The organism is Erythrobacter sp. (assembly GCF_039988855.1).
Classification (GTDB): domain Bacteria; phylum Pseudomonadota; class Alphaproteobacteria; order Sphingomonadales; family Sphingomonadaceae; genus Erythrobacter.
This window is the reverse complement of the sequence record NZ_JBDXIY010000017.1, coordinates 104,496-127,652: the sequence shown is the minus strand read 5'-3', so window position 1 is coordinate 127,652 and position 23,157 is coordinate 104,496. Positions and strand designations below refer to the sequence as shown.

Annotated in this window: 26 protein-coding genes; 10 read left to right on the top strand and 16 right to left on the bottom strand. The window is 54.9% G+C overall.

Annotation, left to right across the window (positions count from 1 at the left end; all coding sequences use genetic code 11):
• Positions 1-7: 7 nt before the first annotated feature.
• The 10 genes from ABJ205_RS11220 to hisB form a co-directional block, all read right to left on the bottom strand.
• Positions 8-751, bottom strand: a complete 744-nt coding sequence (locus tag ABJ205_RS11220; protein ID WP_348159743.1) for a hypothetical protein — start codon at positions 749-751, stop codon at positions 8-10.
• 11 nt (positions 752-762) lie between these two features.
• Entirely contained in the window at positions 763-1,209 is a 447-nt protein-coding gene (locus ABJ205_RS11215) for a biopolymer transporter ExbD (RefSeq protein WP_348159741.1), read from the bottom strand.
• Complete coding sequence (gene tolQ / locus ABJ205_RS11210) at positions 1,209-1,931, bottom strand: protein TolQ (RefSeq protein WP_348159739.1); 723 nt, start codon at positions 1,929-1,931, stop codon at positions 1,209-1,211. Before tolQ ends, ABJ205_RS11215 begins: the two co-directional genes overlap by 1 nt.
• A 4-nt stretch (positions 1,932-1,935) precedes the next feature.
• Complete coding sequence (locus ABJ205_RS11205; RefSeq protein WP_348159737.1) at positions 1,936-2,403, bottom strand: YbgC/FadM family acyl-CoA thioesterase; 468 nt, start codon at positions 2,401-2,403, stop codon at positions 1,936-1,938.
• Between the two features lie 106 nt (positions 2,404-2,509).
• Positions 2,510-2,884, bottom strand: coding sequence for a histidine triad nucleotide-binding protein (locus tag ABJ205_RS11200; protein ID WP_348159735.1), 375 nt, complete (start codon positions 2,882-2,884; stop codon positions 2,510-2,512).
• A gap of 1 nt (position 2,885) precedes the next feature.
• Positions 2,886-3,200, bottom strand: coding sequence for a phosphoribosyl-ATP diphosphatase (locus tag ABJ205_RS11195; protein ID WP_348159733.1), 315 nt, complete (start codon positions 3,198-3,200; stop codon positions 2,886-2,888).
• A 15-nt stretch (positions 3,201-3,215) separates the two neighbouring features.
• On the bottom strand, positions 3,216-3,980 hold the full coding sequence (hisF, locus tag ABJ205_RS11190; RefSeq protein ID WP_348159731.1) for an imidazole glycerol phosphate synthase subunit HisF: 765 nt from the start codon (positions 3,978-3,980) through the stop codon (positions 3,216-3,218).
• Between the two features lie 253 nt (positions 3,981-4,233).
• Complete coding sequence (hisA, locus tag ABJ205_RS11185; RefSeq protein ID WP_348159730.1) at positions 4,234-4,962, bottom strand: 1-(5-phosphoribosyl)-5-[(5-phosphoribosylamino)methylideneamino]imidazole-4-carboxamide isomerase; 729 nt, start codon at positions 4,960-4,962, stop codon at positions 4,234-4,236.
• Positions 4,959-5,585, bottom strand: coding sequence for an imidazole glycerol phosphate synthase subunit HisH (gene hisH, locus ABJ205_RS11180; RefSeq protein ID WP_348159728.1), 627 nt, complete (start codon positions 5,583-5,585; stop codon positions 4,959-4,961). Before hisH ends, hisA begins: the two co-directional genes overlap by 4 nt.
• Positions 5,578-6,195 carry an imidazoleglycerol-phosphate dehydratase HisB gene (hisB, locus tag ABJ205_RS11175; protein WP_348159760.1) on the bottom strand — a complete coding sequence of 206 codons (618 nt, stop codon included), beginning with the start codon at positions 6,193-6,195 and terminating at the stop codon, positions 5,578-5,580. Before hisB ends, hisH begins: the two co-directional genes overlap by 8 nt.
• A 151-nt stretch (positions 6,196-6,346) precedes the next feature.
• On the opposite strand from hisB, the gene ABJ205_RS11170 reads away from it, so the two are divergent.
• The 3 genes from ABJ205_RS11170 to gmk are packed head-to-tail and all read left to right on the top strand — an operon-like array spanning position 6,347 to position 7,973.
• Positions 6,347-6,865 carry a ClpXP protease specificity-enhancing factor SspB gene (locus ABJ205_RS11170; protein WP_348159727.1) on the top strand — a complete coding sequence of 173 codons (519 nt, stop codon included), beginning with the start codon at positions 6,347-6,349 and terminating at the stop codon, positions 6,863-6,865.
• 11 nt (positions 6,866-6,876) lie between these two features.
• Positions 6,877-7,278 carry a hypothetical protein gene (locus ABJ205_RS11165; protein ID WP_348159726.1) on the top strand — a complete coding sequence of 134 codons (402 nt, stop codon included), beginning with the start codon at positions 6,877-6,879 and terminating at the stop codon, positions 7,276-7,278.
• 50 nt (positions 7,279-7,328) lie between these two features.
• The gene (gene gmk / locus ABJ205_RS11160; protein WP_348159724.1) at positions 7,329-7,973 is read left to right on the top strand and encodes a guanylate kinase; all 645 of its coding nucleotides are present in this window, start codon (positions 7,329-7,331) and stop codon (positions 7,971-7,973) included.
• Positions 7,974-8,263: 290 nt separating this feature from the next.
• On the opposite strand, the gene ABJ205_RS11155 is transcribed toward gmk, so the two are convergent.
• The 4 genes from ABJ205_RS11155 to ABJ205_RS11140 all read right to left on the bottom strand — a co-directional run bounded on the left by ABJ205_RS11155 (position 8,264) and on the right by ABJ205_RS11140 (position 12,431).
• Complete coding sequence (locus ABJ205_RS11155) at positions 8,264-8,884, bottom strand: hypothetical protein (protein ID WP_348159722.1); 621 nt, start codon at positions 8,882-8,884, stop codon at positions 8,264-8,266.
• A 294-nt stretch (positions 8,885-9,178) separates the two neighbouring features.
• Positions 9,179-9,985 (bottom strand): SDR family NAD(P)-dependent oxidoreductase, encoded by an 807-nt coding sequence (locus tag ABJ205_RS11150; protein WP_348159720.1) that lies wholly within the window; start codon positions 9,983-9,985, stop codon positions 9,179-9,181.
• A gap of 15 nt (positions 9,986-10,000) precedes the next feature.
• The gene (locus ABJ205_RS11145; RefSeq protein WP_348159718.1) at positions 10,001-11,155 is read right to left on the bottom strand and encodes an acyl-CoA dehydrogenase family protein; all 1,155 of its coding nucleotides are present in this window, start codon (positions 11,153-11,155) and stop codon (positions 10,001-10,003) included.
• 82 nt (positions 11,156-11,237) lie between these two features.
• Positions 11,238-12,431 (bottom strand): acyl-CoA dehydrogenase family protein, encoded by a 1,194-nt coding sequence (locus ABJ205_RS11140; protein ID WP_348159716.1) that lies wholly within the window; start codon positions 12,429-12,431, stop codon positions 11,238-11,240.
• Between the two features lie 188 nt (positions 12,432-12,619).
• Between ABJ205_RS11140 and ABJ205_RS11135 the strand changes: the two genes are divergently transcribed.
• From ABJ205_RS11135 to ABJ205_RS11120, 4 genes are all read left to right on the top strand, one after another.
• Positions 12,620-13,492, top strand: a complete 873-nt coding sequence (locus ABJ205_RS11135; RefSeq protein ID WP_348159714.1) for an SDR family NAD(P)-dependent oxidoreductase — start codon at positions 12,620-12,622, stop codon at positions 13,490-13,492.
• Positions 13,492-14,940, top strand: coding sequence for an MFS transporter (locus ABJ205_RS11130; RefSeq protein WP_348159713.1), 1,449 nt, complete (start codon positions 13,492-13,494; stop codon positions 14,938-14,940). Before ABJ205_RS11135 ends, ABJ205_RS11130 begins: the two co-directional genes overlap by 1 nt.
• A gap of 94 nt (positions 14,941-15,034) precedes the next feature.
• A complete protein-coding gene (locus ABJ205_RS11125; protein ID WP_348159711.1) occupies positions 15,035-16,369 on the top strand; it encodes an acyl-CoA dehydrogenase family protein in 1,335 nt (444 codons plus the stop codon).
• A 71-nt stretch (positions 16,370-16,440) separates the two neighbouring features.
• Positions 16,441-17,511: a phosphotransferase family protein gene (locus ABJ205_RS11120; RefSeq protein ID WP_348159709.1), complete on the top strand. Its 1,071-nt coding sequence runs from the start codon at positions 16,441-16,443 to the stop codon at positions 17,509-17,511.
• 36 nt (positions 17,512-17,547) lie between these two features.
• Here the strand turns inward: ABJ205_RS11120 and ABJ205_RS11115 are convergent, their stop codons facing one another.
• Positions 17,548-19,989 (bottom strand): S8 family peptidase, encoded by a 2,442-nt coding sequence (locus ABJ205_RS11115; RefSeq protein WP_348159708.1) that lies wholly within the window; start codon positions 19,987-19,989, stop codon positions 17,548-17,550.
• A gap of 165 nt (positions 19,990-20,154) precedes the next feature.
• On the opposite strand from ABJ205_RS11115, the gene dapD reads away from it, so the two are divergent.
• Together dapD and ABJ205_RS11105 are read left to right on the top strand one after the other, a co-directional pair.
• Positions 20,155-20,976 carry a 2,3,4,5-tetrahydropyridine-2,6-dicarboxylate N-succinyltransferase gene (gene dapD / locus ABJ205_RS11110; protein WP_348159706.1) on the top strand — a complete coding sequence of 274 codons (822 nt, stop codon included), beginning with the start codon at positions 20,155-20,157 and terminating at the stop codon, positions 20,974-20,976.
• 61 nt (positions 20,977-21,037) lie between these two features.
• A complete protein-coding gene (locus ABJ205_RS11105) occupies positions 21,038-21,190 on the top strand; it encodes a hypothetical protein (RefSeq protein WP_348159704.1) in 153 nt (50 codons plus the stop codon).
• Position 21,191: 1 nt separating this feature from the next.
• On the opposite strand, the gene ABJ205_RS11100 is transcribed toward ABJ205_RS11105, so the two are convergent.
• Entirely contained in the window at positions 21,192-22,547 is a 1,356-nt protein-coding gene (locus tag ABJ205_RS11100) for a dipeptidase (RefSeq protein ID WP_348159702.1), read from the bottom strand.
• Between the two features lie 132 nt (positions 22,548-22,679).
• On the opposite strand from ABJ205_RS11100, the gene ABJ205_RS11095 reads away from it, so the two are divergent.
• On the top strand, positions 22,680-23,087 hold the full coding sequence (locus ABJ205_RS11095; RefSeq protein WP_348159700.1) for a DoxX family protein: 408 nt from the start codon (positions 22,680-22,682) through the stop codon (positions 23,085-23,087).
• Positions 23,088-23,157 lie beyond the last annotated feature (70 nt).

Here is a 23,157-nt window from a genome sequence, read left to right as displayed (position 1 = left end):
TTTCAACCTATTTCTTCACAAATCTAAATTGGTAATTGCGCCACAAGTCATAATGCTCTGGCGGAAGGCCTCGGAAGGTTCCGACGAGCTTTAGCGCGCGTTCAGCGCATTCCCCAAACCGTCCGGCTTGCGCAGAATTGCTGGGGTTGGTTCCGCGAACGCGCGGTTCGCCGATGTTGGTGATCTTGCCGCTGCGATCCATGCTGAAGGCCACAGTGGCACTGAGTTTCTCGATATCAAGGCCAGTTACCCTGCACCGGTTCCATTGCGGCGAAACTTGCTGGCCGATGCTGACCTTGATGTCTGCCTTAACCGCCTCTGCGCTTCCCGTTCCTTCACCGTCCCCAAATGCATCAGAAAAGCCGGTGTCACCGCTGCTATCACGCTGTCCAGTTTGTTGGCCGCGCGAAGTCTGAGAGGGATTTCTATTGGCTTGCTGGATTGGCTGTGGGCGCGGCGCCGGATCTGGACGGGCCGGCGCTTCGTCTGGCACGGGTTCATCCACCGTCTCCGGCGTTTCCGGTGTAGGTTCCTCAACTGTATCAAGCGCGTCGGGAATACCGAGCGAGGTTGAGCTGCCTGCTTCATCAAAGCCATCTTCGATCGTGACCGCAATCGCACCGTCACCGCCAAATGTCACAGGTTTGGATTGTTGAAATTGCATAACAAGGACCGCCGCAAGAGCAGTATGCAAGATGACTGCGACACCAAGGCCGGTTCCATCTTCTTTGTGATAGGTCCTTTGGGTCATTGTTCCTGTCGCTATGGCGCTGCGTCTGAACCGTCGGTGACCAACGATATCGATTTAAACCCAGCACGGTTCAGCTCCCCCATCACGGCCATCACTCTACCGTAATCCAGAGCCGTATCACCGCGAAGAACAATCAATGGTTGTTCGCCGTCATTGCGCCGAATGGATGCCAAGGCATCAGCAAAACCGCCGGAGGCGACTGGCTCATTTTCGACATAGATCCGGCCTGCATTGTCGACAGAAATGTTAACCTGATCTGGCAATTCCTCAACTGGGTTCGCCCGGCTTTCAGGAAGCTCAATCGGAACCCCCACCGCTGGCAAAGTCACCGTCACCATAAAAATGATGAGCAGCACCAGCATCACATCGACCAGAGGCGTGACGTTGATCTCCGCCATTGCAGCGCGCCTTGTGCGTTTGCCGCGCCTACGACCGGATGAGGCAACACCCATCCCCATTACACTTTGTCCAATTCACGGCTCAACCCTGCGTGAACCTTGTCGGCAAAACGGTGGAGCTTTGCCTCATACTGGTTCACCGAATTTGAAAGACGGTTGTAAAAAATCACAGCCGGGATTGCGGCAAACAGACCAATTGCGGTCGCAAACAGAGCCTCTGCAATGCCAGGCGCCACCACGGCGAGCGAAGCCGACTGCGTTTCGCCAATTTGGAAAAAGCTATTCATAATGCCCCAAACGGTGCCGAACAGGCCGACAAAGGGTGCGACAGAACCCGTGGTGGCAAGAAATGTAAGCTTGCCCGCCAATTCATCCGCTTCTTCGGCAACCTGACTTTCCATCGCCTGTCCAATGCGTTCACGGGCAGCTCCGCGATCCGGGGAGCCATTTTTGGTCGAACGCTTCCATTCATCCAAACCAGCGCCGGCGACGCGGGCAGCGGGAATCGAGGTGCGTTTACTTTTCGATAAGGCGCCTTCGCGGTCATTGGTTGACCAAAAATCACCTTCATATTCCCGGCTGGTACTGTTCAACCTGCCGAGCTTCAGGAAAAAGGCCACGATAATCGTCCAGCTCCAAATGCTGGCAAGGATTAGGCCGATTATAACAGCCTGCACCACGATGTCGGCAGCAAGAAACAGCTCGAGAGGGTCGAGCCGTGTCGCACCAGCCACATCGCCTGCGACTTCAGCTGCAACAGCGCTTAGTTGGTTTAAATGCACGCTATCAATTATCCTTCTGGTCCATAAATGTCTGAAAAGCCGCCCGCCATCCGGCAGGTTGGCGACGTGGGCGGCCTTCAAGTGAAATAAAGCCCACACGAAGGCTTGCCTCGCACAGAGCCTCGCCTCCACGCCGTGCGATCTGGTGCATCCGGCACGACGCTGCGCCTAGCTCTGTACAGGTGGTCTCGATCACCACATCATCGTCTAGCCGTGCTGGGCGCAGATATTTGAGGTTCACCTCGGACAGCGCCCATGCGCCCTCCCCGCTCTCAATCGCGGAACGTTGATCTATATCGAGCAGCCTCAAAAGGTCAGAGCGTGCCCGCTCAAACCAACGTAAGTAATTAGCGTGATAGGTTATTCCGGAGAGATCGGTGTCTTCATAATAGACCCTAACCGCGTAAAGGTGACGCGGGCCGTCAAGGACGCCGCCCGGAAAATTCGGGGTGCGAGGGTTAGGTTTAACCATAATATGCTCGAGTTAGCGCGTGTAGGTCTTGCATTCCACCCGCAACTGCACCGGCCCACATGAATGTCGACAGAATGAATCGTCTGTACGATAAGACGAGCCCAATTCAGGCGATCATGCGCCCTAAGAATTGCCCGCCAAAGATGTGCACATGGAGATGCGGAACTTCTTGCCCGCCGTGCTGTCCGATATTGGCCATCAGGCGATAGCCGGGTTCTACCAATCCTTTGGCCCGTGCAACTGCACCCACCGCGCGCACAAATCCGCCAATCTCTGCGTCTGAACCTCGCGCGCTGAAATCGTCCCAGCTCACATATTCGCCCTTGGGTATCACAAGTGTGTGTACTTCGGCCTGAGGATTGATGTCCTCAAAAGCGAAGGCCCAATCATCCTCATAAACCTTGTTCGATGGGATTTCCCCGCGCAGGATTTTGGCAAAGATGTTGTTCCGGTCATAGGGAAGCGTAGGGTCGATTGGCATCTTATTCGCTCCTGCTTGCTTTCTCATCGAGCCCCGAGAGGCCTTCGCGCCTGTCGAGTTCGGCCAGCACATCCTCAAGGCTCACCCCTTGAGCTTGCAATAGGACAAGCAGGTGGAAGAGGAGATCGGCGCTTTCGCTGACCAGTTCATCGTTTATCCCTGTCATGGCCGCAATCACCACTTCGGTCGCCTCTTCGCCCACTTTCTGTGCGATCTTGGACGTGCCTTTGGAATATAGCTTTGCAACGTAGGACGTGTCGGGCGATGCATTCATGCGCTCCGCAATCGTGGCTTCAAGGCGTTTAAGTGTGTCCATGTTTCCGGTCTTTGCTCAAGTGCTGCGCGCAGGCAAGCCCGCTTGGCGTAAAGCGTCGTGCGCCTCTGCGATGGAATGCGTGCCGAAATGAAAGATTGAAGCGGCAAGCACTGCGCTTGCCCCGCCTTTGGTCACGCCATCGACAAGGTGGCCGAGATTGCCGACGCCGCCGCTCGCGATCACCGGGATGGAGACCGCGTCTGCAATCGTGCGGGTAAGCTCAAGGTCATAGCCTGCCTGCGTCCCGTCGCCGTCCATGCTGGTCACAAGCAATTCGCCCGCTCCAAACTCAGCGACGTGTTTGGCATATTCGACCGCATCAATCCCGGTGGGTTTGCGTCCGCCGTGAGTGAAGATTTCCCATTTGCCGTCAGAAACCCGCCGCGCATCGACACTGGCGACCACACATTGGCTGCCGAAGCGGGCGGCAATTTCGCTCACCAATTCAGGCCGAGCGACTGCTGCGGAATTGATCGCAACTTTGTCTGCGCCTGCAAGGAGCAGTGCGCGCGCATCCTGCACACTGCGCACGCCGCCGCCAACTGTCAGCGGCATAAAGCACACTTCCGCTGTGCGCTTGACGATATCAAGCAACGTGCCGCGCCCTTCGTGACTGGCCGAGATATCGAGAAAGCAAAGCTCATCCGCCCCCGCTGCATCATATGCGCGCGCCTGCTCCACCGGATCACCAGCATCCTTGAGATCGACGAAGTTCACACCCTTCACCACGCGCCCATCGGCGACGTCAAGGCAGGGGATGACGCGGATACGGACGGTCATTGCGCCACCGGCTCCAAGGTTATCGTGCAAACCTCATCATCGCAGTCCAATGGTGGCGCTAGAAATGCAACGATTGCTAAAAGCCCGCAGAGTGTCGCTAGCAAAGCCTCAAAAGCGACTGATATCCAGTATTTGACTGGCTGCAGAGCGCGCTGAAATGACACAATTGCAAAGCCCACTTCCTTGGCACGCAGATCACGAACCGCGAGCAACCCGAAGATGCAGGCCAAGCCGAATAGAACAATTGGCTCAATCACTCCCGCGCCCCCATTTGGATCGCCGCGGCCAGATCAAGCTTACCCTCATAAAGCGCACGCCCCGTAATCACGCCTTCAATACCAAGGTGCGCTTGGATTGAGAGGATGTGGATATCGGAAATGCCTTTCACCCCGCCGCTGGCAATCACGGGGATGTCGACGCGCTGAGCCAGCTCCACGGTCGCATCAATATTGACGCCTTTGAGCAAACCATCACGGCCAATGTCGGTAAAGAGGAGTGAGGCAACGCCTGCATCCTCAAACCGGCGAGCCAAGTCCACCACGGGAACATCGGACACCTCGGCCCACCCCTCGGTTGCGACCATTCCGTCTTTCGCGTCCACGGCAACGACAATGCCGCCTTCCCATTCACGGGCCATCTCTTTGACGAATTCGGGGTCTTTGAGAGCCGCAGAGCCCATCACAATGCGGGCCACACCAAGGTTGAACCAGCCTTCTACGGCGCTCGCATCGCGGATGCCGCCGCCCAGTTGCACATATCCGGGAAAGCGCTCAATGATCGACTTCACCGCTTCGACATTGCGCGCCTCGCCTGCGAAGCTCCCGTCTAAGTCCACCACATGCAAATGCTCAGCGCCGCTCTCGGAAAAGATCATCGCTTGGACGGCTGGATCATCGCCGTAGATAGTGGCGCGGTCCATATCGCCTTCAGCAAGGCGAACAACCTCGCCGCCTTTAAGATCAATGGCTGGGAATACGATCATGGTTTCCACTCCAGAAAACGTGTCAGGGTCGCCAACCCAAAACCTTGGCTCTTCTCGGGGTGATATTGCACCCCGCAAATATTGCCACGTGTAACAGCAGCAACAAGCCCCTCCCCGTGATCGGTCAGAGCCGTCACGTGATAGGGGTCTTCGGCAACAAAATGGTATGAATGCAAGAAGTAGGCTTCACCTGCTTCCACAACCGTATGCTCTTTCGCATGGGGCATAAGCGCGATATCATTCCAGCCCATATGCGGGATCTTGATAGCCGGATCATGGGGTGTGATGCGTTTGACCTCTCCGGGTATCCAACCCAGCCCTTCGTGATTGCCGTGTTCCAGTCCGCGCGTTGCGAGCAATTGCATGCCCACACAAATACCGAGGAAGGGTGCACCTCCGTTTTTGACCCGATCTTCGAGCGCTTCAACCATTCCGGGAACCGCGCGCAGTCCGTTGGCACACGCCTTAAATGCACCCACCCCGGGTAGCACGATACGGCTGGCCTTGCGCACCACATCGGCGTCCGCCGTTACCGTGACATTGGCACCTACTGCATTGAGAGCGTTGTGCACCGAATGGAGATTGCCTGCCCCGTAATCAATCAGGGCGACGCTACTATCCACCAAGCTGCCCCTTAGTGCTGGGGATCGCCTCGCCTTTCCTTGGGTCGCGATCAACCGCATTTCGCATGGCGCGTGCGAACCCTTTAAAGAGGCTTTCGCATATGTGGTGGTTGTTGGTGCCGTATAGCAGCTCAAGATGCAGCGTTAGGCCGGCGCTTTGCGAAACACTTTCAAACCAGTGCTGGATAAGCTCAGTGTCCCATTCACCCAGTTTTTCCTGAGAAAATTTGGCATTCCACACACAATAGGGTCGCCCAGATATATCCAGAGCCACCCGGCTCAATGTCTCATCCATTGGTGAATAGGCGCTGCCATAACGGCCAATTCCCGCCTTATCGCCCAACGCCTCAGAAAGTGCCTGCCCCAGAGCAATTGCCGAATCTTCGGTCGTGTGGTGCTGATCGACATGCAGATCGCCTTCGACCTTCATCGTCACATCGATGAGGGAGTGCTTGGCAAACTGTTCAACCATATGATCGAGAAAGCCAATCCCGGTGGAAACATCATATTTCCCCGTCCCATCCAAATCAATGGTGATGAAAATCGACGTCTCAGCGGTTATCCGCTCAATTTTGCCTGTTCTTGCCAAGGTGCGTGTTCCAGAAGCCATAGTGCCAAGCCTATAAACCCGCTGCTCTTCCTTGCAAGCGTTCACACCCAGAGAATTAGCGGCGCGTTTGACCCTCTTACCAAATGTGACAGCCATTCATGCATGAAATGCTTGACCCGGACGGCGCGTCTCGTCACGAGTCTGAATTGTAATGACAGAAGATACGCCTGATAGCCTCATCCCTTACGATGAAATCGTGCAAGAAGCGCTCCGCGCTGTGGTCGGGCGTGTGCTCGGCGAAATTCTCGCTGGCGGGAGCGAGCTTCCGGGCAATCACCATTTCTACATCACCTTTAAGACGGGCGCGGCGGGCGTATCCATCCCCGATCATTTGCGCGAACGTTTCCCCGATGAAATGACCATCGTACTCCAGAACAAGTTTTGGGAATTGGAAGTGCGCGATGATGGATTTGGCGTGGGACTTTCCTTCAACCAAATTCCGGCAAAGCTGGACATTCCCTTTGCTGCGATCACAGCCTTTGTGGACCCGGCAGTCGATTTCGGCCTGCAATTCCAGGCGTCCGGCGATGAGCTTGAACCAGAAGAACATGAGTTTGCTGAGAACGATGGCGAAAACGGCTCTGCGTCGGCAAAGGTAATCCCTGAAGACGACGGCGAAGAAGGCGAAGGTTCTAACGTTGTTACTGTCGATTTCGGGCGCAAGAAATAACGCTGGAGCCTATGACAAAGCCTGCCAATTCCGACGGCACCAGCTTCAAGGCTGAGGGCACATCGAAGACAAGTAAGCTGCCTCCTGCACCTTCCACTGGTACCGCGGTCAATCTTGCCATTGCCGAGATCGTACTGCGCGGGGTTGCGGACCGAATGCGCGGGCGCGTCAATGCTGATATCAGTAAAGTCGATGCGCGGAAACGCGAGAGCGGAGAACGAGATGCGGTGGATGGGCGCTCTTTACTGACTTCAGTGGGACTGTACGGCGCTGCGTCACTAGCCAAGAAATCACGTGCTGGGCTTGGCCTTGTCGCCGGCGGACTGCTTGCAAAATCACTTTACGAACGCGGGAAAGCCGTCCGCGAAACGCGTTCAAAACTCCGGGTACAACGGCGGGGTAAGCAACAGTAACCTTACTGTGAGACTTGATTTAAACGCGCAATCGTGTGCAACGCCAAAATATGAGCGACACCGCAGACACTGATAAACTCGCCCGCCGCGGCCTCCTCTTCATCCTATCTTCGCCTTCAGGCGCAGGTAAGACGACGCTGTCACGCAAACTGCTCTCCGAAGATGAAGACATTCAACTGTCTGTATCAGCCACGACGCGTGCACCGCGTCCAGGCGAAGTCGACGGCAAAGATTACTACTTCGTCTCTGACGCTGAATTTGACCAGATGGTGGAAGAGGACGACTTTTACGAATGGGCCCCGGTGTTCGACAATCGGTATGGCACACCCAAAGGCGCTATCCGTAAGGGTTTGAAAGAGGGGCAGGATTACCTGTTCGACATCGATTGGCAAGGCACGCAGCAGTTGAAGCAAAAGGACGATCAGGACGTCGTCACCGTTTTCGTGCTTCCTCCCAGCCTCAAAGAACTGCGGCGCAGATTGGAAAGCCGGGGACAGGACACAACTGAAGTGATCGATGGCCGGATGGAACGTGCCCGCGATGAAATCAGCCACTGGGCCGAATATGACTATGTCGTCGTCAATGACTCAATGGACGCGTGTTTTGAACAAGTGCGCAAGATCCTAGACGCAGAACGCATGCGCCGTACGCGCCAGACGGGGCTGATCCCGTTTGTGCGCGAGTTGATGGGTTGATTTAGAACTTTCCCGCATCAGCTTCCGCGACAACCTGAAACTCATCTTGCCAGATGACGGTTCCGGGACTTCGGGTTGTGAGAATATCCACGCAAACCCTACACGCTTCTAACGCAAGTTTGAGCGGGTGCATCTGTTTGATGTGCTCGGTGGCTATTGGCTTGAAACAAGCCCAGCAGCGGCTTCTGAGATTCCACCCTCTTGAAACAAACAAAACGGGTATGGACTCTATTCGGCTTTGCCATCTTGAGGTGTTTGACTGACTCGAAATTTCAAGGCGTCAACTCTTCTCACACCGCCTCGTTTTGCTCCAATTGCTCGAGCAGTTCCTTCAATTGCTCTTCCAAAATCCCGGCGCTGTCCCCGCCTCCGTAATTGAGTGCGCCGCTTGAGAAGGTGGTCCCAAATGTATCGGCGAGCGACTTGGTCTGGAGCACTCCGCTCGCAAAATCGCGCGTGGTGAGACTGTCGAGAGGGTGGATAAACACGCTCCACACTAAGCCTTGTCCAATCGCATAACGCGCATCCAATGCCGTATCAAAATTGGCTTGCATCAACCGCTCCAACGCCTCCTCAGGAAGCGTATTGCTTTCCGCAATCGGGGTGATAATTCGCATCCGGCCTGCATTGACATCAGTCACCACGATGAGCATTTGCTCCTCGAGGGTGAACTGCCAATTGTTGCCATTACGCGTCGCCTCAGCATCAAGCGCTTCGATTACCTCTGCGATCATGTCCAAGGACGTTTGATTGTCCGGTGAGATTTCTGTCGGAGCTTCAGGTATGAGGGTCTCATCGCTGAAATCAGGCGGGGGCAACGCATCTTGCGCCGATGCCATATGAACACTCCCCCCTGTCAGACCAAGGACGCTTAAGGTGAGCAAAATACGGTTGCGGCGAGATAAAGACATTGGACACTCTCCATTGCCGCGCAAGCTTGCACGCGGCTCTCTTCATGTGTTCGCGTGCGATACGGTATTTGTTACACAAGGACGCTGAGAAACCGTAGGACTTTGCCGCAGTCTGAAATGGTCGATGACAGCCAGTCAATCTCTTGTTTTGCGATACCTTTTGTCAAAATCAAAAAGCCCCGCGGGTAAGGCGGGGCATTTCAAATGTAGGAGTTGGGGCTTGTTCATTCCAAAAGAGTGAAAACTGCTCTTTGGCTGTATTCCATCAATTAGACACCCGGCCCAATCGTCCAATTAGTCGCCCGACGGGTCGACAAAATTGCCAGCGCCGACATTGGCGTTCACCACACCGCCATCGATTGCGAGGGTGGTACCGACCACATAGTCGCCGGCACGGCTCAGCAGGTAAATCGCGCCGCCTGCCATGTCCATTGTATCGCCTACGCGCTTTGATGGGATGCCGCGTTCAACCATGGCTTCATTGTCTCGCGCTGCTTTGTTCATATCGCTTGGGAAAGCGCCCGGGCCAATGCCATTGACGATGATATTATCGTTCACCAATTCAGCCGCCATTCGGCGCGTTAAGTGGATGAGGCCAGCTTTTGACGCCTGATAAGGATAGGTTGGCCATGGGTTGGTTTTCATTCCATCGATCGACGCGATCATAAGGACTTTTGCAGGACGATCTGCCGTACCAGCAGCTTTCAAAAGGCCATGCAACTTCTGCGTCAGGAAGAAAGGTGTTTTGACATTCAGGTCCATCGTGCGGTGCCAACCCGCCTCGCTGAACTTGGTGAAAGGTTCACCCCAAGCGGCCCCTGCATTGTTGACCAGAATGTCGAGCTTGTCTTCGCGGGCAGCGATTTCATCGGCGAGCGCTTGGATGCCATCCATCTGGCTAAGATCAGCGACAAGCCCGATAACTTTCTCACCCAATTCTGCGGTGGTTGCGTCCACCTGATCTTTCTTGCGGGCGCAGATGTAGACACGCTCCGCACCCGCGGCAAGGAGCCCCTCGACGATCATTTTGCCGATGCCACGTGAACCGCCCGTGACGAGAGCGACACGGCCCTCGAGGCTGAAAAGTGAATTGATATCCATGTGTTATTCTCTCTTTTAATAGCCGCTGAGCTCAGCCACGCGGTTCGCGTGGAAGTAAGCATCGCCAAGGAATTCTTGCAGTGCGCGGTCACGTTTCATGTAGAGGCCGATGTCGTATTCATCGGTCATGCCGATCCCGCCGTGCATTTGAACGCCTTCCTTAACGGCAAGGCCAGCGGCTCTAGAAACCTTGGCTTTAGCAACCGAAGTCATCAAATCTGCCGATAGCGCGCCCCCATCTCTTTGATTGGCGTCGAGCAATTGCTGTGCCTTGATGGTGGCAGCGCGGGCGATTTCGACCTCGGAATACAGATGTGCAGCACGATGTTGCAATGCTTGGAACTCGCCAATCACTTTGCCAAATTGCTTACGTTGTTTGAGGTAGTCGAGGGTCATATCCATCGCGCCGCCTGCAACGCCCACCCCTTCGGCAGCTGCACCCAGACGGCCAGCAGCGAGCATCGCATTGAGAATTTCGCGGCCACCATCAACCTCGCCGATGACAGCATCTCCATCGAGCTCAACGCCGTCGAACTTGATGTGGCTTGCCATGGATGAATCGACGAGGCGCACCGGTTCTTGGTTCATGTTCGCCGCGTCTTTTGGCACTGCGAAGAGGGTGATCCCGTCTTCGTCCTCATCCGAGCCACTGGTACGCGCAGCGACAACAATCATGTCGGAACTTGCGCCTTGGATGACAAAGCTCTTTGAACCGGTGAGCTTGAAGCCATTGCCCGACCTTTCAGCTTTGGTCGCGATGCGGCTTGGACGGTGTTTTGCAGTCTCATCGATGGCAACCGCAAACACGCTCTCACCCTCGATCAGGCCCGGCAAATACCGTCCTTTGAGATCAGAAGATGCGTGACCAAACGCCGTCGCGGCGAGAACTGATGAAGTCAGGAACGGCGAAGGGGTCAAATTGCGGCCGATCTCTTCGAGAACAATCCCCGCTTCGACGTGGCCCATACCTAGTCCGCCATCATCTTCGCCGACCAGCATTCCTGTAAAGCCCATTTCGCCCATTTGTTTCCAAAGCGCATGGCCAAATCCATCCGGGCAATCCCGGTCACGCCAATGGCGCAGTTGTTTTTTGATATTGCCCTCTTCGGCCATAAAACCTGAGGCACTGTCGGCGAGCATCGCCTGATCTTCTGTGTGAAACAGAGGCATTTTCTATCTCCTGTCCCGACCTTCCTAGCCTTTGAAGGCAATGCGAAGGGGGTATTCCAATTCTTGTGCTTAGTTGAGCCGATCAACCACCGGGCAATTCAAGGATGCGTTTCGAAATAACGTTGAGCATCACTTCCGACGTACCGCCTTCGATCGAGTTTGCTTTGGTACGCAGCCAGTCGCGTGGGGCCTTACCACCACGTATCTCTTCGCTTTCCCATTCAAGCGCCCGCGAACCACCGGCGCTCATCATAAGCTCGTGACGGCGTTTGTTAATTTCGGTGCCGACGTATTTCATCATGTTCGGTTGAGCGGGGTGCCCCTTGCCAGCCTTCATCTCGTCCATGAATTTCTCGGCCATCGCGGTAAACGCTAATGCGTCCACGTCGAATAGTGCCATCTCGCTGCGCAGAACAGGATCAAGATCATCGCCGGTTTTGCCTGCAAGGCGTTTCATCGCTGTGCCGATGGCTGTGGTGCGCTCACCGCCGCCCATGCCAGAAATCATCTCGCGTTCGTGGCCAAGCAGGTATTTGGCGACATCCCAGCCGCGATTGATTTCACCCACGTATCCAGGGCAATCCTCGCCATAGCTTTTTGGAACGCTGACGTTGTCGAAAAAGGTCTCGCAAAACGGGCTATTGCCGCTGATCAGCAGGATTGGCTTGGTCGCCACGCCTTCGCCTGTCATGTCGAAGAGCATGAAGGTGATGCCCTTATATTTGTCTTCCTTATTGGTGCGGACAAGGCAGAATATCCAATCAGCTTTGTCGGCGTAAGACGTCCAAATCTTCTGGCCATTGACGACCCAGTGATCGCCTTTGTCTTCGCCGAAGGTCTGCATGGAAACGAGGTCAGAGCCGCTGCCTGGTTCCGAGTACCCCTGACACCAACGAATTTCTCCGCGCGCAATTTCGGTAAGGAAACGCTTCTTCTGGCCTTCTGTACCAAATTTCAAAAGAGCAGGGCCAAGCATCCAGATGCCAAAGCTTGAAAGCGGCGGGCGCGCGCCGATACGAGCCATTTCCTGACGCAAAATCTTGGCTTCCGCAGGCGCAAGCCCTGCACCGCCATAATCCTTGGGCCATGAAGGAACCGTATAACCCTTATCGCGGGCCGCTTCGAACCATGCTTTTTGGGCATCGCTTTGGAATGATGCGTTGCGACCGCCCCAATAGACATCTGCGTCATCGCGCACGGGCTTGCGCATTTCCTCAGGGCAATTGGCCTCTAGCCATGCCCGGGTTTCTTGGCGGAAATTTTCCAGATCGGACATTAACCGACTCCTCTCCAATTGTTCTTTGAGATTTACGCTAACGTTATGGTCATTTGCGCGACGCCTGCAAGCATAGTTGACCGCGAAAATTGCAAAGATACGCATGCCGTAACGTCATCATAACCAGCGTTGACGACCTCGTGCCTTGCTATAGGTTGCAAATCAAGATTGAGGGAGGAATTTGAGACATGCGATTCTCGGGAAAGACCGTGATTGTGACCGGAGCAGCATCTGGGATCGGCGCTGAAAGTGCACGGCTTTTTGCCCGTGAAGGAGCGGTGGTTTTCGCCAGCGACATTGATCGCGCGGGCGGAGAAATGCTTGCTAATGAAGCACAAGGCGATGTCCGCTTTGTGCACTGCGATGTCACGAACCCTGCCTCAATTAAGGCGTTGATGGACCAAGCGGCCTCTGAAACGGGCGGGATTGATGTGGTCTTCAACAATGCAGCCGCTGGCGGCGCGCGGCCATCAATTGATGAGATTGAACCTGAGGAATGGGATATGACGATGGACTTGGTCCTTCGCTCGGTCGCCTTTGGTATTCGCTATGCTGTGCCTCATATGAAAGGGCGTCCAGGCGCCTCAATCGTCAATGTATCCAGCGTAGCAGCGGTCGGTCCCGGTTACTCGCCGACGGCCTATGCTGTTGCAAAAGCAGGCGTGCTTCACCTCACCAAATGCGCCGCTGCTGACCTTGCGCAACACTCTATACGAGTGAACGCAGTGCAGCCCGGCTTCATCAATACAAACATCTTCACCACTTCCATGGAAGTGCCCGAGGAAATGAAAGATACGGCCAAGGGGATAATCGCGCAGATGTCCTCGAACGCGCAGCCGGTAAAACGCGGCGGGCAACCGCTCGATATCGCTGAAGCAGTAGCATACCTTGCAAGCGAAGCGGCGGGCTTTGTCACGGGGACATCGTTAATCGTAGATGGCGGAATTACTGTGGGCCCGCGCCATTGCTGGGACCCAGAGGAAGCGACCTTGTTTGAAGGTCTGGAGAAAATGGAAGAAGAAGCCAAGGCTGTCGCAGCCGGACAAGGTTCATCAAACTGATGGGTCTTATCCAAGGCAAAATCCCGATGCGCGTGAAGCTTATTCACGGCTTTGGCGCGGTAGCATTCGGCGTCAAAGACGGCGGCTTCCTGTTCTTTCTATTGTTCTATTACAGCCAAGTCTTGGGGATGGACGCAGGGCTTGTCGGGCTCATCTTGCTCGCCGCACTTTTGATCGACGCTGTTGTCGATCCAATCATCGGTTATATGTCCGATAGGACATACACACGCTGGGGCAGGCGATTGCCGTGGCTTTACGCTGCACCCATTCCATTGGCCGTTATTTGGATCCTATTGTGGTCTCCTCCCGGCGGTGTTGCACCAAGCCCGCTTGGCCTGTTGGGCATTATGGTCGGGGTCAGAGTGCTCCTTTCTGCCTGCGAAGTCCCGTCGGTAAGTCTAGTCCCGGAACTCACATCGGATTATCAAGAACGAACCACTCTTTTCCGCTATCGTTATCTATCTGGTTGGATGGGCGGGATCTTGATGATGGTCCTAGCCTACACAGTGTTTATGCCAGGTGAGAACGGATTGCTCCAACAAGATGGCTATCCGGCATATGGTTATTTTGGCGCGGTTCTGATGGCAATTGCTGTTTTGGGGTCAGCCATCGGCCAACACCATATCGTCGCAAACTTGCCGGAGACAAAGCCTGCACCGTTTAGCCTTCGCGATGCGTTCTCAGAAATTTTCGAAGCATTTTCTGAAAAAGCCTTTCTAATTTTCGCAGCGGGCGGCCTTGCCGCTTACATCAGCCAAGGTATGACCTTCTCAATCACGAACTTCCTCAACATTTATGTTTGGCAGATCGACAGGGTAAGTTTTGATTGGGGCCCAAATTGGCTCAACGGACTGACCGCTTACCCCTTCGTCCTTGGTGTTTCGGTTGTCGGCATGTTTATCCTTGTCGGTCCCATGCACAACCGGTTTGGCAAGCCGAAGAGCGCCGCGTTGAGCGCGGTTATCGCAATCACTTTTGGCCTGTTTCCTTACTTTCTTTATCTCGGCGGGCTCTGGCCGGCGATCCCATCTCTTGCCTCAACCGCGCTGTTCTTTGGCTTTACAATTTTCGCGAACATGTTTGGCGTCGTGTTAATGATCTCAGCCACGTCCATGCTCGCAGAAATCGTGGAAGCGTTCGAAGAACGAACCGGCCGGAGAGCGGAGGGATCATTCTATTCGGGCAATTGGCTAGTCCAGAAATGCGCGACCGGATTTGGCGCCGCAATAACGGGGCAGATCATAGCCTTTTCTCAATTGGAGCAAGGGGCAGACCCTGCGGCGGTCGAATTTGGTGTTCTTTACACCATCATCATCACATTCGCGATTGCCACGATTGCGCTCGGTCTCATCGCCGCCTTCTGGCTTGGTCGTTTTCCGATCACCCGCGAGCAGCACGAAGCAAGGATCGCGGCCAGAGCCGTTCAGCAGAACGCTCAAAAAGAATAATTGACCCAAAAACCAACTTGGCGCGGACGCTCAGCCATGCCACGCTAAATTCAACTTCATACAAACCGATTGATGCAAGAGAGGTAACCCTGCAATGGATTTTCAACCCACCGAACGTCAAGCCTATTGGCGCGACCGCGTAAAAGGTTTCATCGAGAAGCACGTACGCCCGAATATGGACGTTTATAAAGCGCAAGACGCTGAGGGCGACCGCTGGAAAGTCATCCAAATCATCGAAGACAAGAAAGCCCTCGCCAAAGAAGAGGGCATTTGGAACCTCTTCATGCCGCCGCGCAATGATGGCCACCACCACGTCGAAGAGACGTTTGAATTTGAAGGTCCCGGCCTCACCAACCTCGAATACGCTCTTTGCGCTGAAGAAATGGGCCGCCTTGGCTGGGCTTCGGAAGTGTTCAACTGCTCTGCGCCTGACACAGGCAATATGGAAGTGTTCCACCGTTACGGCACGATTGAGCAAAAGGAACAATGGCTGCGCCCGATCATGAACGGCGAAATCCGTTCTGCTTTCCTTATGACGGAGCCCTTCACCGCTTCATCAGATGCAACAAACATCGAAACCCGCATCGAGCGGGACGGCGATGAGTACGTGATCAATGGCCGCAAATGGTGGTCTTCGGGTCTCGGTGATCCGCGCTGCAAGGTCTCCATCGTGATGGGTAAGACCGACACATCTGCTGGCCGTCACGCACAGCAATCCATGCTGCTCATGCCAAACGACGCACCGGGCGTGAACATCATTCGCCACCTTCCAGTGTTCGGTTATGACGATGCACCGCATGGCCATATGGAAGTGGAAATGAAGGACGTCCGTGTTCCTGTCACCAACATGCTTCTTGGTGAAGGTCGCGGGTTTGAGATCGCTCAAGGGCGCCTTGGTCCAGGCCGTATCCATCACTGCATGCGCACCATCGGCGTTGCGGAAGAGGCGCTGGAGAAGATGTGTAAGCGTCTGCAAGAGCGCGAAGCTTTCGGTAAGCCGATCTACAAACATTCCGTTTGGGAAGAGCGCGTCGCGCGTGCCCGTATCGATATCGATATGACCCGTCTTCTGTGCCTTAAGGCGGCTGATATGATGGACAAAGTCGGCAATAAAGCGGCCAAGCAAGAGATTGCGATGATCAAGGTGCAGGCACCGAACATGGCTCTCAAAATCATCGACGACGCGATCCAAGCCCACGGCGGCGGCGGCGTGTCGAACGATTACGGCCTTGCCAGCGCATACGCGCATCAACGCACTCTGCGTCTCGCCGATGGTCCCGATGAAGTGCACGCACGTTCCATCGCGCGCATGGAATTTGGCAAGCACGTTCCAGAAGAAGGCCCAACGGCCAACGCTCTTCGCGCCGGCGCGAAACCAGCCAATAACGCTGGCAACTTCAGCTCAGGCGATATGGGCGCAACGCGCTGATTGGTGAAGGCGTCGCCAAATATGGCGGCGCCTTCCTTTCAGGTGATCCAATCAAAAAGCAGGGACATTTGATGACTATCGATTTCGACAAGGAAATGGTCGGCACTGTTGAGGTGTCTGATAAGGACAAGCTCGACATGGAAGCCCTCAACACATGGTTCGAAGCCAATGTTGAAGGTTTTGCAGGTCCGATTAGCTACACCAAATTTAAGGGTGGCCAGTCGAACCCCACTTATAAAATCGAAACCCCTTCAACCAATTACGTCCTTCGCCGTCAGCCCTTCGGCAAGCTGCTCCCATCCGCCCATGCTGTCGACCGTGAATATGCTGCGATGACGGGCCTGCATCCGACCGGCTTCCCAGTGCCCAAAACCTATGGCCTTTGCGAAGACCCAGATGTTATCGGCTCCAAATTTTTCGTCATGAGCATGGCTGATGGTCGCTCTTTGTGGAACGGTGCACTTCCCGGAATGGAGCCGGGGCAACGCCGCCAACTCTACAATGCTCTGATCGACACAATTGCCGATATGCACCTCAACAAACCGGACGAAATCGGGCTTGGTGATTATGGCAAACCAACCGACTATTGCGCGCGGCAAATTGCACGGTGGTCAAAGCAGTATAAGCTTTCAGAAACCGAGCATATGCCCAAAATGGAGCGGCTGATTGAATGGCTGCCTGAGACAATCCCACCGCAACACGAAAGCAGTGTAGTTCACGGCGACTACCGTCTCGACAATGTAATCTTTCACAAAACCGAGCCGCGTATCATTGCTGTTCTGGATTGGGAGTTGTCGACGCTCGGCGATCCAATTGCTGACTTCTCCTATCTTATGCTCAACTGGTTCCAGCCCGCCGAAGGACGCGCAGGGTTGCTTGGCTTGAACCTCGAAGAACTTGGCATTCCTTCAGTCCAAGAAGCTGTTGACCGCTATGTTGAACGCACAGGTTACCCTGTACCTCCGATGGAGTGGTATTTTGCTTACAACTTGTTCCGGCTTGCTGGCATTATGCAGGGGATCAAGAAACGCGTCCTTGATGGCACTGCGTCTTCAGCACATGCAAAGTCTATGAGCGACAGAGTTTCGCCTTTGGTTGACGCAGCCTACAACTTTGCGTTGCAGGCTGGGATGCCCGAATAAGGCATCCCCCTATAGCGCGCGGTCTCCGCTTAATCCTCAGAAAATTGAGCTCAGCGAGATCAGCGCTCCCACATCCCTTGGCGCATCGCGGAAATGCCCGGGTTGATTGCGGTAATAAACGCTGGTGGAGACCATCCCGATGGGAAGCGCCGCGTGCCAACCAAGCTCGCCAATAAGTTCCCGTCCTGTAGGGGTAAGCGCCAAACTCTGACGCCCTGTGATCGCGTTTTGGGTCGCGTAATCGTAATCCACCGGAAGCTCTATTAACAGCGCGCCGCCATCCACTCGCAAAGGCTGGCTAAGACGCATCCCCAAGCTATCACTTCTCGAGAAAACCCCAAAACGTGTGAGATCAATGGACCATCCGCTCGAATTGATTTGCGACCCAGGCGCAACGAAAGAACCAGCCTGTGATCCGTTTCCTGGCCGCGTGATACCAGCGCGGTAACTTGCGCCCAATTGCCAGCGCCTTCCAACATCACGCGAGACCCTTCCATCAAGGAAAAGGCTATGAGCACCTTTAACCCCCAAGAGCGGGTTAAAGTGTGCGCCAAGCAGTGTGTCTTCCTCCATCAGGATCGTCGCTCCAGCGTTCAGGTCAAAACCGGCCCATCGCCGGTCTGCCGCAAAAGCGATGCGAGTGGTCGGTCTTCGTTCGGTCCTGCCGTTTAAGGCATCACCTGCATTGCGGAAATCAGAGAGCCATGCACGCCCGCGTTCCGCTGATATCGTTAATCCCCAGCTGCCAATTTCGCGCCGGGTTGCGATCGCAATCTCGCTGTCTCCTAGAAAGCCACTATCGCCGCTTGCTTCTGGTGCGATCTGGAAAGCGTTGCGTTTCGAACCTTGAAGTTGCGCCACGAGGCCCGAGGCATTTTGAGAGATCGCAAGACCTATTTGCATGTCAGGCGAAATCCGCGCAGCAACCCGGCCCGCAAGAACCCGTGCACGAAAGGATTCTTCGCTCGTCAATTGGAGGCTTTGCATCCAACCAAGCCCTGCTGCACGTTGTCCTTCACCAACGGTCACTGCGACTGAAAACTGATCATTGCCACCGGCACGCGTACGCACACCTTGCACAACCGCGCCACGAAGGCGTTGTAACTGAGGTGCATTGCGGGTGTTGCCGCCCAATTCCGCTGTAAAAGCGCGGTTATAGCGATCCGTCACAATCGTCGTCAGTGATGCGCCATTCAACGCATCGCCCATAGCCACTGACCCAATTGCGAAGTTGTCCGCAAGAGCAAGAACTCGGTCCGTTCCAGCAATGCTTGTGGTGCCGATCGGTTCGAAGGCCGCTGCGATATCGAGAATTCCGGTCCCGAACACATTGTCCGTACCTAAAGCGCCTGCATCGCGCGCGGTTTGCAATAGGATTTCCGCAATCTCTTGCCCCGTTAGATTCGGGAATGCTTGCGCCAGTAGTGCTACAGCACCTGCAACCTGAGGCGCAGCGAAACTGGTCCCGCCGAACAAGGTCACAAATTGCTGACCATCAATGTTCTCTACGAACAGCTCTCCGTCGTCATAGGCGCAGCAAATCCGTTCTCCGCGGGCAGCGATATAGTTTTCGGCAAACTGCCCTGCTCGATTGCTGAAGTCGGACATATCACCGTTTTCGTTGACCGAACCAACAATAATGACATTGTCACCGCCAGCCGCGATCAGAGTGCGCGAAAACTCATCCACCTCATCAGGAGAAAGCCCATCATTGCCTGATGCGGCCACGATGACGACGCCCGCGTCCGCTGCTCGCCTGACCGCATTTTGCAGTTCAAGTGAAGCTGCGCTTCCTCCCAAGCTCAGGTTGACTACCGCTGCGCCGGCCCCAACAGCGATATCGATTCCGCGGGCAATATCTGCATCAACAAAGACGCACCCTAGGCTTGCGTCCTGCGGTGTATCAGCTCCACATGAGCCCGGCATATCCGCCCTAAGCGCCAAGACTTGCGCATCAAAGGCAATGCCAAGCACACCAACTTCATTGCGTGCTGCTGCGGCCACGAGGGCGACATTGGTGCCATGATCATCTTCGGGATCAACTCCGCGCCCAGAGCCAGTGACATCCTGCGATTCAGGGTGCAACCGTCCCGTGAATTCGGGGCTATCTGTGTCGAGCCCGGTGTCGACAATTGCTATGATTTCACCACTACCCGTACTCCCATCGAGCCATGCCGCCTGCGCACCGTGGAAACTTGGCCCATCTGAACGCCTCAGTTCAGCCGTATCGAAGGACGTAGGTGGCGGCGGGGAAGGGGGTGGAGATGTCGGTGCAGTTTGAAGCGGCGGAGGAAGAGTATTTACCCCTTGCCCGGTGCCACCACCACAGGCGGAAAGCGCCGCGCAAACAGCAACGCTTGCTACGAATTTTCTGACAATGGGCGGTGCGACCGCAGACGCGTTTCGGTTGGCCGACCTGAAACAAAAAACAGAGGGCTGACGCGAGGCGCCGGACAGCAGCCAAGAAGTGAAAGACATGCGAGAATTCCTTTGCCATTGCCCTGCTGGGCTCCCGCGAATTTTGCTAACATGCCAACCTTGCCGGGGTGCTCATGACGAGCTAGCAGCAACTGCGTATCTGGCGCCTGATGCTCTCAGGCCATTCTCATCTTCGGCCACGAGCACGCGTATTCTGGAGTATTTATGACTGACACCCTTATCAATGACATCGAACAAGCATGGGAAGCTCGTGACACCATCACACCGCAAAGCGAAGTGCGCGGCGCGGTTGAAGAAGCGCTTGGCCTCCTCGACAGCGGCGAGGCGCGCGTCGCAGAGCCTACATCCGATGGTGGTTGGCAGGTCAATCAATGGCTCAAGAAAGCTGTGCTGCTTTCATTCCGCCTCAATGACAATCGCATTATGGACGGCGGATCAGCCGGCGCGCCAGCCTATGACAAGGTCGCAAGCAAATTCGAAGGCTGGGACGAGGTCCGTTTCGCCGAGGCTGGCATCCGGGTTGTGCCCGGCGCGGTTGCGCGTCATGCGTCCTACATCGCACCCGGTTGTGTTTTGATGCCAAGCTTTGTGAATATCGGCGCCTATGTCGGCGAAGGCACGATGGTTGATACTTGGGGATCGATTGGGTCCTGCGCACAGATCGGCAAAAACTGCCACATCTCTGCTGGCACAGGCATTGGCGGGGTGCTCGAGCCCATGCAAGCTAACCCCACCATCATTGGCGACAATTGCTTTATTGGTGCACGTTCAGAGATCGTCGAAGGCGTAATTGTCGGCGAAGGCTGCGTCGTTGCGATGGGTGTTTTCATCACCCAATCGACCAAGATTGTCTATCGCGATTCTGGTGAGATCATTAAAGGCCACATCCCGCCATATTCTGTGGTTGTGCCCGGTACACTACCGGATCCGAATGGTGGCCCATCGCTTTCTTGCGCTGTGATTGTGAAGACAGTGGATGCTCAAACCCGTTCCAAAACCGGAATCAATGAGCTCTTGCGCGACTAAGTAGGAACCAATAGGCTGCCTCATCGTTAGAATCCGTAACGGAAACTCAGGTGAGGTATCTATGGTCGACGAAGATGACGCAATCCACATCGAAGACGATGATGCCCGTGCAGCAAGTACGCCGGGCGTTCTTCGCTATGTCTTGGCATTCAGCCTACTCTTCGCGGTTATCGCGATGAGTTTGGTTTGGATCATCCCTGCCCTTTACGGCTGACTTATTCGATTTCAGGGATCAGGGTCTCAATCGGACGCTGATCCCTAACACTTGCGGCATAACGCTCTGCTTCGCGCAAGGCACGCAGTGTGTTGCGATTTGCAATGAGTTCAAGTTCAACTTGGCTGTATCCGCGCCTAACCAATTCGGCGAAGAGATCAGGGTAGCCGCTCACATCTTCAAGGCCGACTGGTCCGTTGGGAATGCCATCAAAATCTCCGCCGATTCCGACGTATTCTACGCCGATTAGCGCGCGGATATGATCGATATGATCAGCCATATGACCAATCGTGGTTTCGGGTTCAGGGTTTTCACTGTCCCACTCTGCCATTGCGGATTCGACAATATCGGGCTGACCAGGAAACAGTGACTCTTGACGTGCTTCGACAGCTACGCGCTCAGCAAACCATAGGCGGCGTTCTTCATTGAGGTAGGCAGGCACCGCATCCACCATCACAATGCCGCCATTGTCGGGTAGGCGCATAAGCACACTGTCAGGTACATTGCGCGAATGACCGTTGACTGCGCGCACGCCCGAATGGCTGAAAATGACCGGAGCCCGAGCAACATCAAGCGCGTCCATCATTGTTTTTTCGCTGACATGGCTAAGATCGACCAGCATCCCAAGCCGGTTCATCTCACGCACCACATCTTTGCCGAAATCGGTCAACCCATTGTGCTCGGGATCATCGGTCGCACTATCAGCCCAAGGTGTGTTTTGGAAATGGGTGAGCGTCATATAACGCGCGCCCAGATCATACATCTGCCTGAGAACCGCGAGGCTTGATCCGATGGAATGTCCGCCTTCCATCCCGATGATCGATGCAAGCTTCCCGCTCGCCATCGCGCGTTCGATCTGTTCTGCGGTATCGGCATAGGCTAATTGCCCTGGATACTGACGGACCAAGCGCTTGATCACGTCGATCTGTTCCATCGTTTGCTGCACGGCTTCAGCTTCGGTTTGGTTGACAGAAACAAATACGGACCAGAATTGTGCTCCAACCTTTCCCTCTACCAGTCGATTGAGATCAGTGTGCATGACCTGTCCTTGCGGATGGTTCGCGCCCGTTCCCGTGGTATCAGTGAAGTCGAAGCCATCGATCTGGTTTTCGTAGCGGATCCGCAATTGATAGGGCACGTCGTTATGCCCATCAAAAACGGGCGCGATATCAAGTGCGATCAACGCCTCTTCAAGAGCAGGGTCAGTCGGTACAGAATCAGGCGACGCAGGTTCAACGGGTTCTGCATCCGCGAGTCCAAGTTGATCCTCCAAAGGTGCTGGCTCTGTATCCTGAGCCAGCACGGGGCCAGCATAAAGGAGTGCGATTGCGGCAATTGAGTAAACAGCGTGTTGCATATGACGGCCCTCTCCCGATAGGCAGGCGTTTCAATAGTCAATTCTACAATCAGCAACTAGCGGTAGTGTGAGGCACAAACAATTGATCATCAATGTCAGTCAAAAGCTATATGAACGTCAGGGCGCACAGCGATGACCAAAGCTATCCTTCGTATATTGCTCGCCGCATTCTATGCGTTCGCTGGATATTTGCATCTGGTGCGCCCCGAACCGTTCCTTTCGATCATGCCCGTCGGCATCCCTTACCCTCAAGAGATCGTTTATTGGACCGGAGTTGCCGAAATTCTTGGCGCGATTGCCCTTGCTCAGCCTTTCCATAAACGCTTGAGGCAAGCTGGAGGAATCGGTCTTGCACTTTATGCAATTTGTGTTTGGCCTGCCAATATCAATCATTTCATAGTCGATATGGCGCGCGAAGATGGTGGCTTGGGCCTTGCCTATCATGTGCCAAGAATGTTTGCACAGCCGCTCATCATTTGGCTTGCGTTTTGGGTCGGCAATGTTCCGTTTCCCAAGGTTTTACAGTCCAAAAGCAATTGATCAAAAAGTAAGGCCGGCGACGCGGTGCTTATCGCAACGCTCCGCCGGCCCAACCAATAACAGTTTAGTT

Coding starts and splice junctions, on each gene's coding strand:
- ABJ205_RS11095 (WP_348159700.1), top strand. CDS start 22,680: ATGACCAAAGCTATCCTTCGTATATTGCTCGCCGCATTCTATGCGTTC.
- ABJ205_RS11145 (WP_348159718.1), bottom strand. CDS start 11,155: ATGCCTCTGTTTCACACAGAAGATCAGGCGATGCTCGCCGACAGTGCC.
- ABJ205_RS11205 (WP_348159737.1), bottom strand. CDS start 2,403: ATGGTTAAACCTAACCCTCGCACCCCGAATTTTCCGGGCGGCGTCCTT.
- hisA (WP_348159730.1), bottom strand. CDS start 4,962: ATGATCGTATTCCCAGCCATTGATCTTAAAGGCGGCGAGGTTGTTCGC.
- hisB (WP_348159760.1), bottom strand. CDS start 6,195: ATGGCTTCTGGAACACGCACCTTGGCAAGAACAGGCAAAATTGAGCGG.
- ABJ205_RS11130 (WP_348159713.1), top strand. CDS start 13,492: ATGGGTCTTATCCAAGGCAAAATCCCGATGCGCGTGAAGCTTATTCAC.
- ABJ205_RS11170 (WP_348159727.1), top strand. CDS start 6,347: ATGACAGAAGATACGCCTGATAGCCTCATCCCTTACGATGAAATCGTG.
- ABJ205_RS11125 (WP_348159711.1), top strand. CDS start 15,035: ATGGATTTTCAACCCACCGAACGTCAAGCCTATTGGCGCGACCGCGTA.
- ABJ205_RS11115 (WP_348159708.1), bottom strand. CDS start 19,989: ATGTCTTTCACTTCTTGGCTGCTGTCCGGCGCCTCGCGTCAGCCCTCT.
- ABJ205_RS11165 (WP_348159726.1), top strand. CDS start 6,877: ATGACAAAGCCTGCCAATTCCGACGGCACCAGCTTCAAGGCTGAGGGC.
- ABJ205_RS11135 (WP_348159714.1), top strand. CDS start 12,620: ATGCGATTCTCGGGAAAGACCGTGATTGTGACCGGAGCAGCATCTGGG.
- ABJ205_RS11105 (WP_348159704.1), top strand. CDS start 21,038: ATGGTCGACGAAGATGACGCAATCCACATCGAAGACGATGATGCCCGT.
- ABJ205_RS11195 (WP_348159733.1), bottom strand. CDS start 3,200: ATGGACACACTTAAACGCCTTGAAGCCACGATTGCGGAGCGCATGAAT.
- ABJ205_RS11150 (WP_348159720.1), bottom strand. CDS start 9,985: ATGGATATCAATTCACTTTTCAGCCTCGAGGGCCGTGTCGCTCTCGTC.
- ABJ205_RS11155 (WP_348159722.1), bottom strand. CDS start 8,884: ATGTCTTTATCTCGCCGCAACCGTATTTTGCTCACCTTAAGCGTCCTT.
- ABJ205_RS11200 (WP_348159735.1), bottom strand. CDS start 2,884: ATGCCAATCGACCCTACGCTTCCCTATGACCGGAACAACATCTTTGCC.
- gmk (WP_348159724.1), top strand. CDS start 7,329: ATGAGCGACACCGCAGACACTGATAAACTCGCCCGCCGCGGCCTCCTC.
- ABJ205_RS11100 (WP_348159702.1), bottom strand. CDS start 22,547: ATGCAACACGCTGTTTACTCAATTGCCGCAATCGCACTCCTTTATGCT.
- ABJ205_RS11215 (WP_348159741.1), bottom strand. CDS start 1,209: ATGGGGATGGGTGTTGCCTCATCCGGTCGTAGGCGCGGCAAACGCACA.
- dapD (WP_348159706.1), top strand. CDS start 20,155: ATGACTGACACCCTTATCAATGACATCGAACAAGCATGGGAAGCTCGT.
- ABJ205_RS11220 (WP_348159743.1), bottom strand. CDS start 751: ATGACCCAAAGGACCTATCACAAAGAAGATGGAACCGGCCTTGGTGTC.
- hisF (WP_348159731.1), bottom strand. CDS start 3,980: ATGACCGTCCGTATCCGCGTCATCCCCTGCCTTGACGTCGCCGATGGG.
- ABJ205_RS11140 (WP_348159716.1), bottom strand. CDS start 12,431: ATGTCCGATCTGGAAAATTTCCGCCAAGAAACCCGGGCATGGCTAGAG.
- ABJ205_RS11120 (WP_348159709.1), top strand. CDS start 16,441: ATGACTATCGATTTCGACAAGGAAATGGTCGGCACTGTTGAGGTGTCT.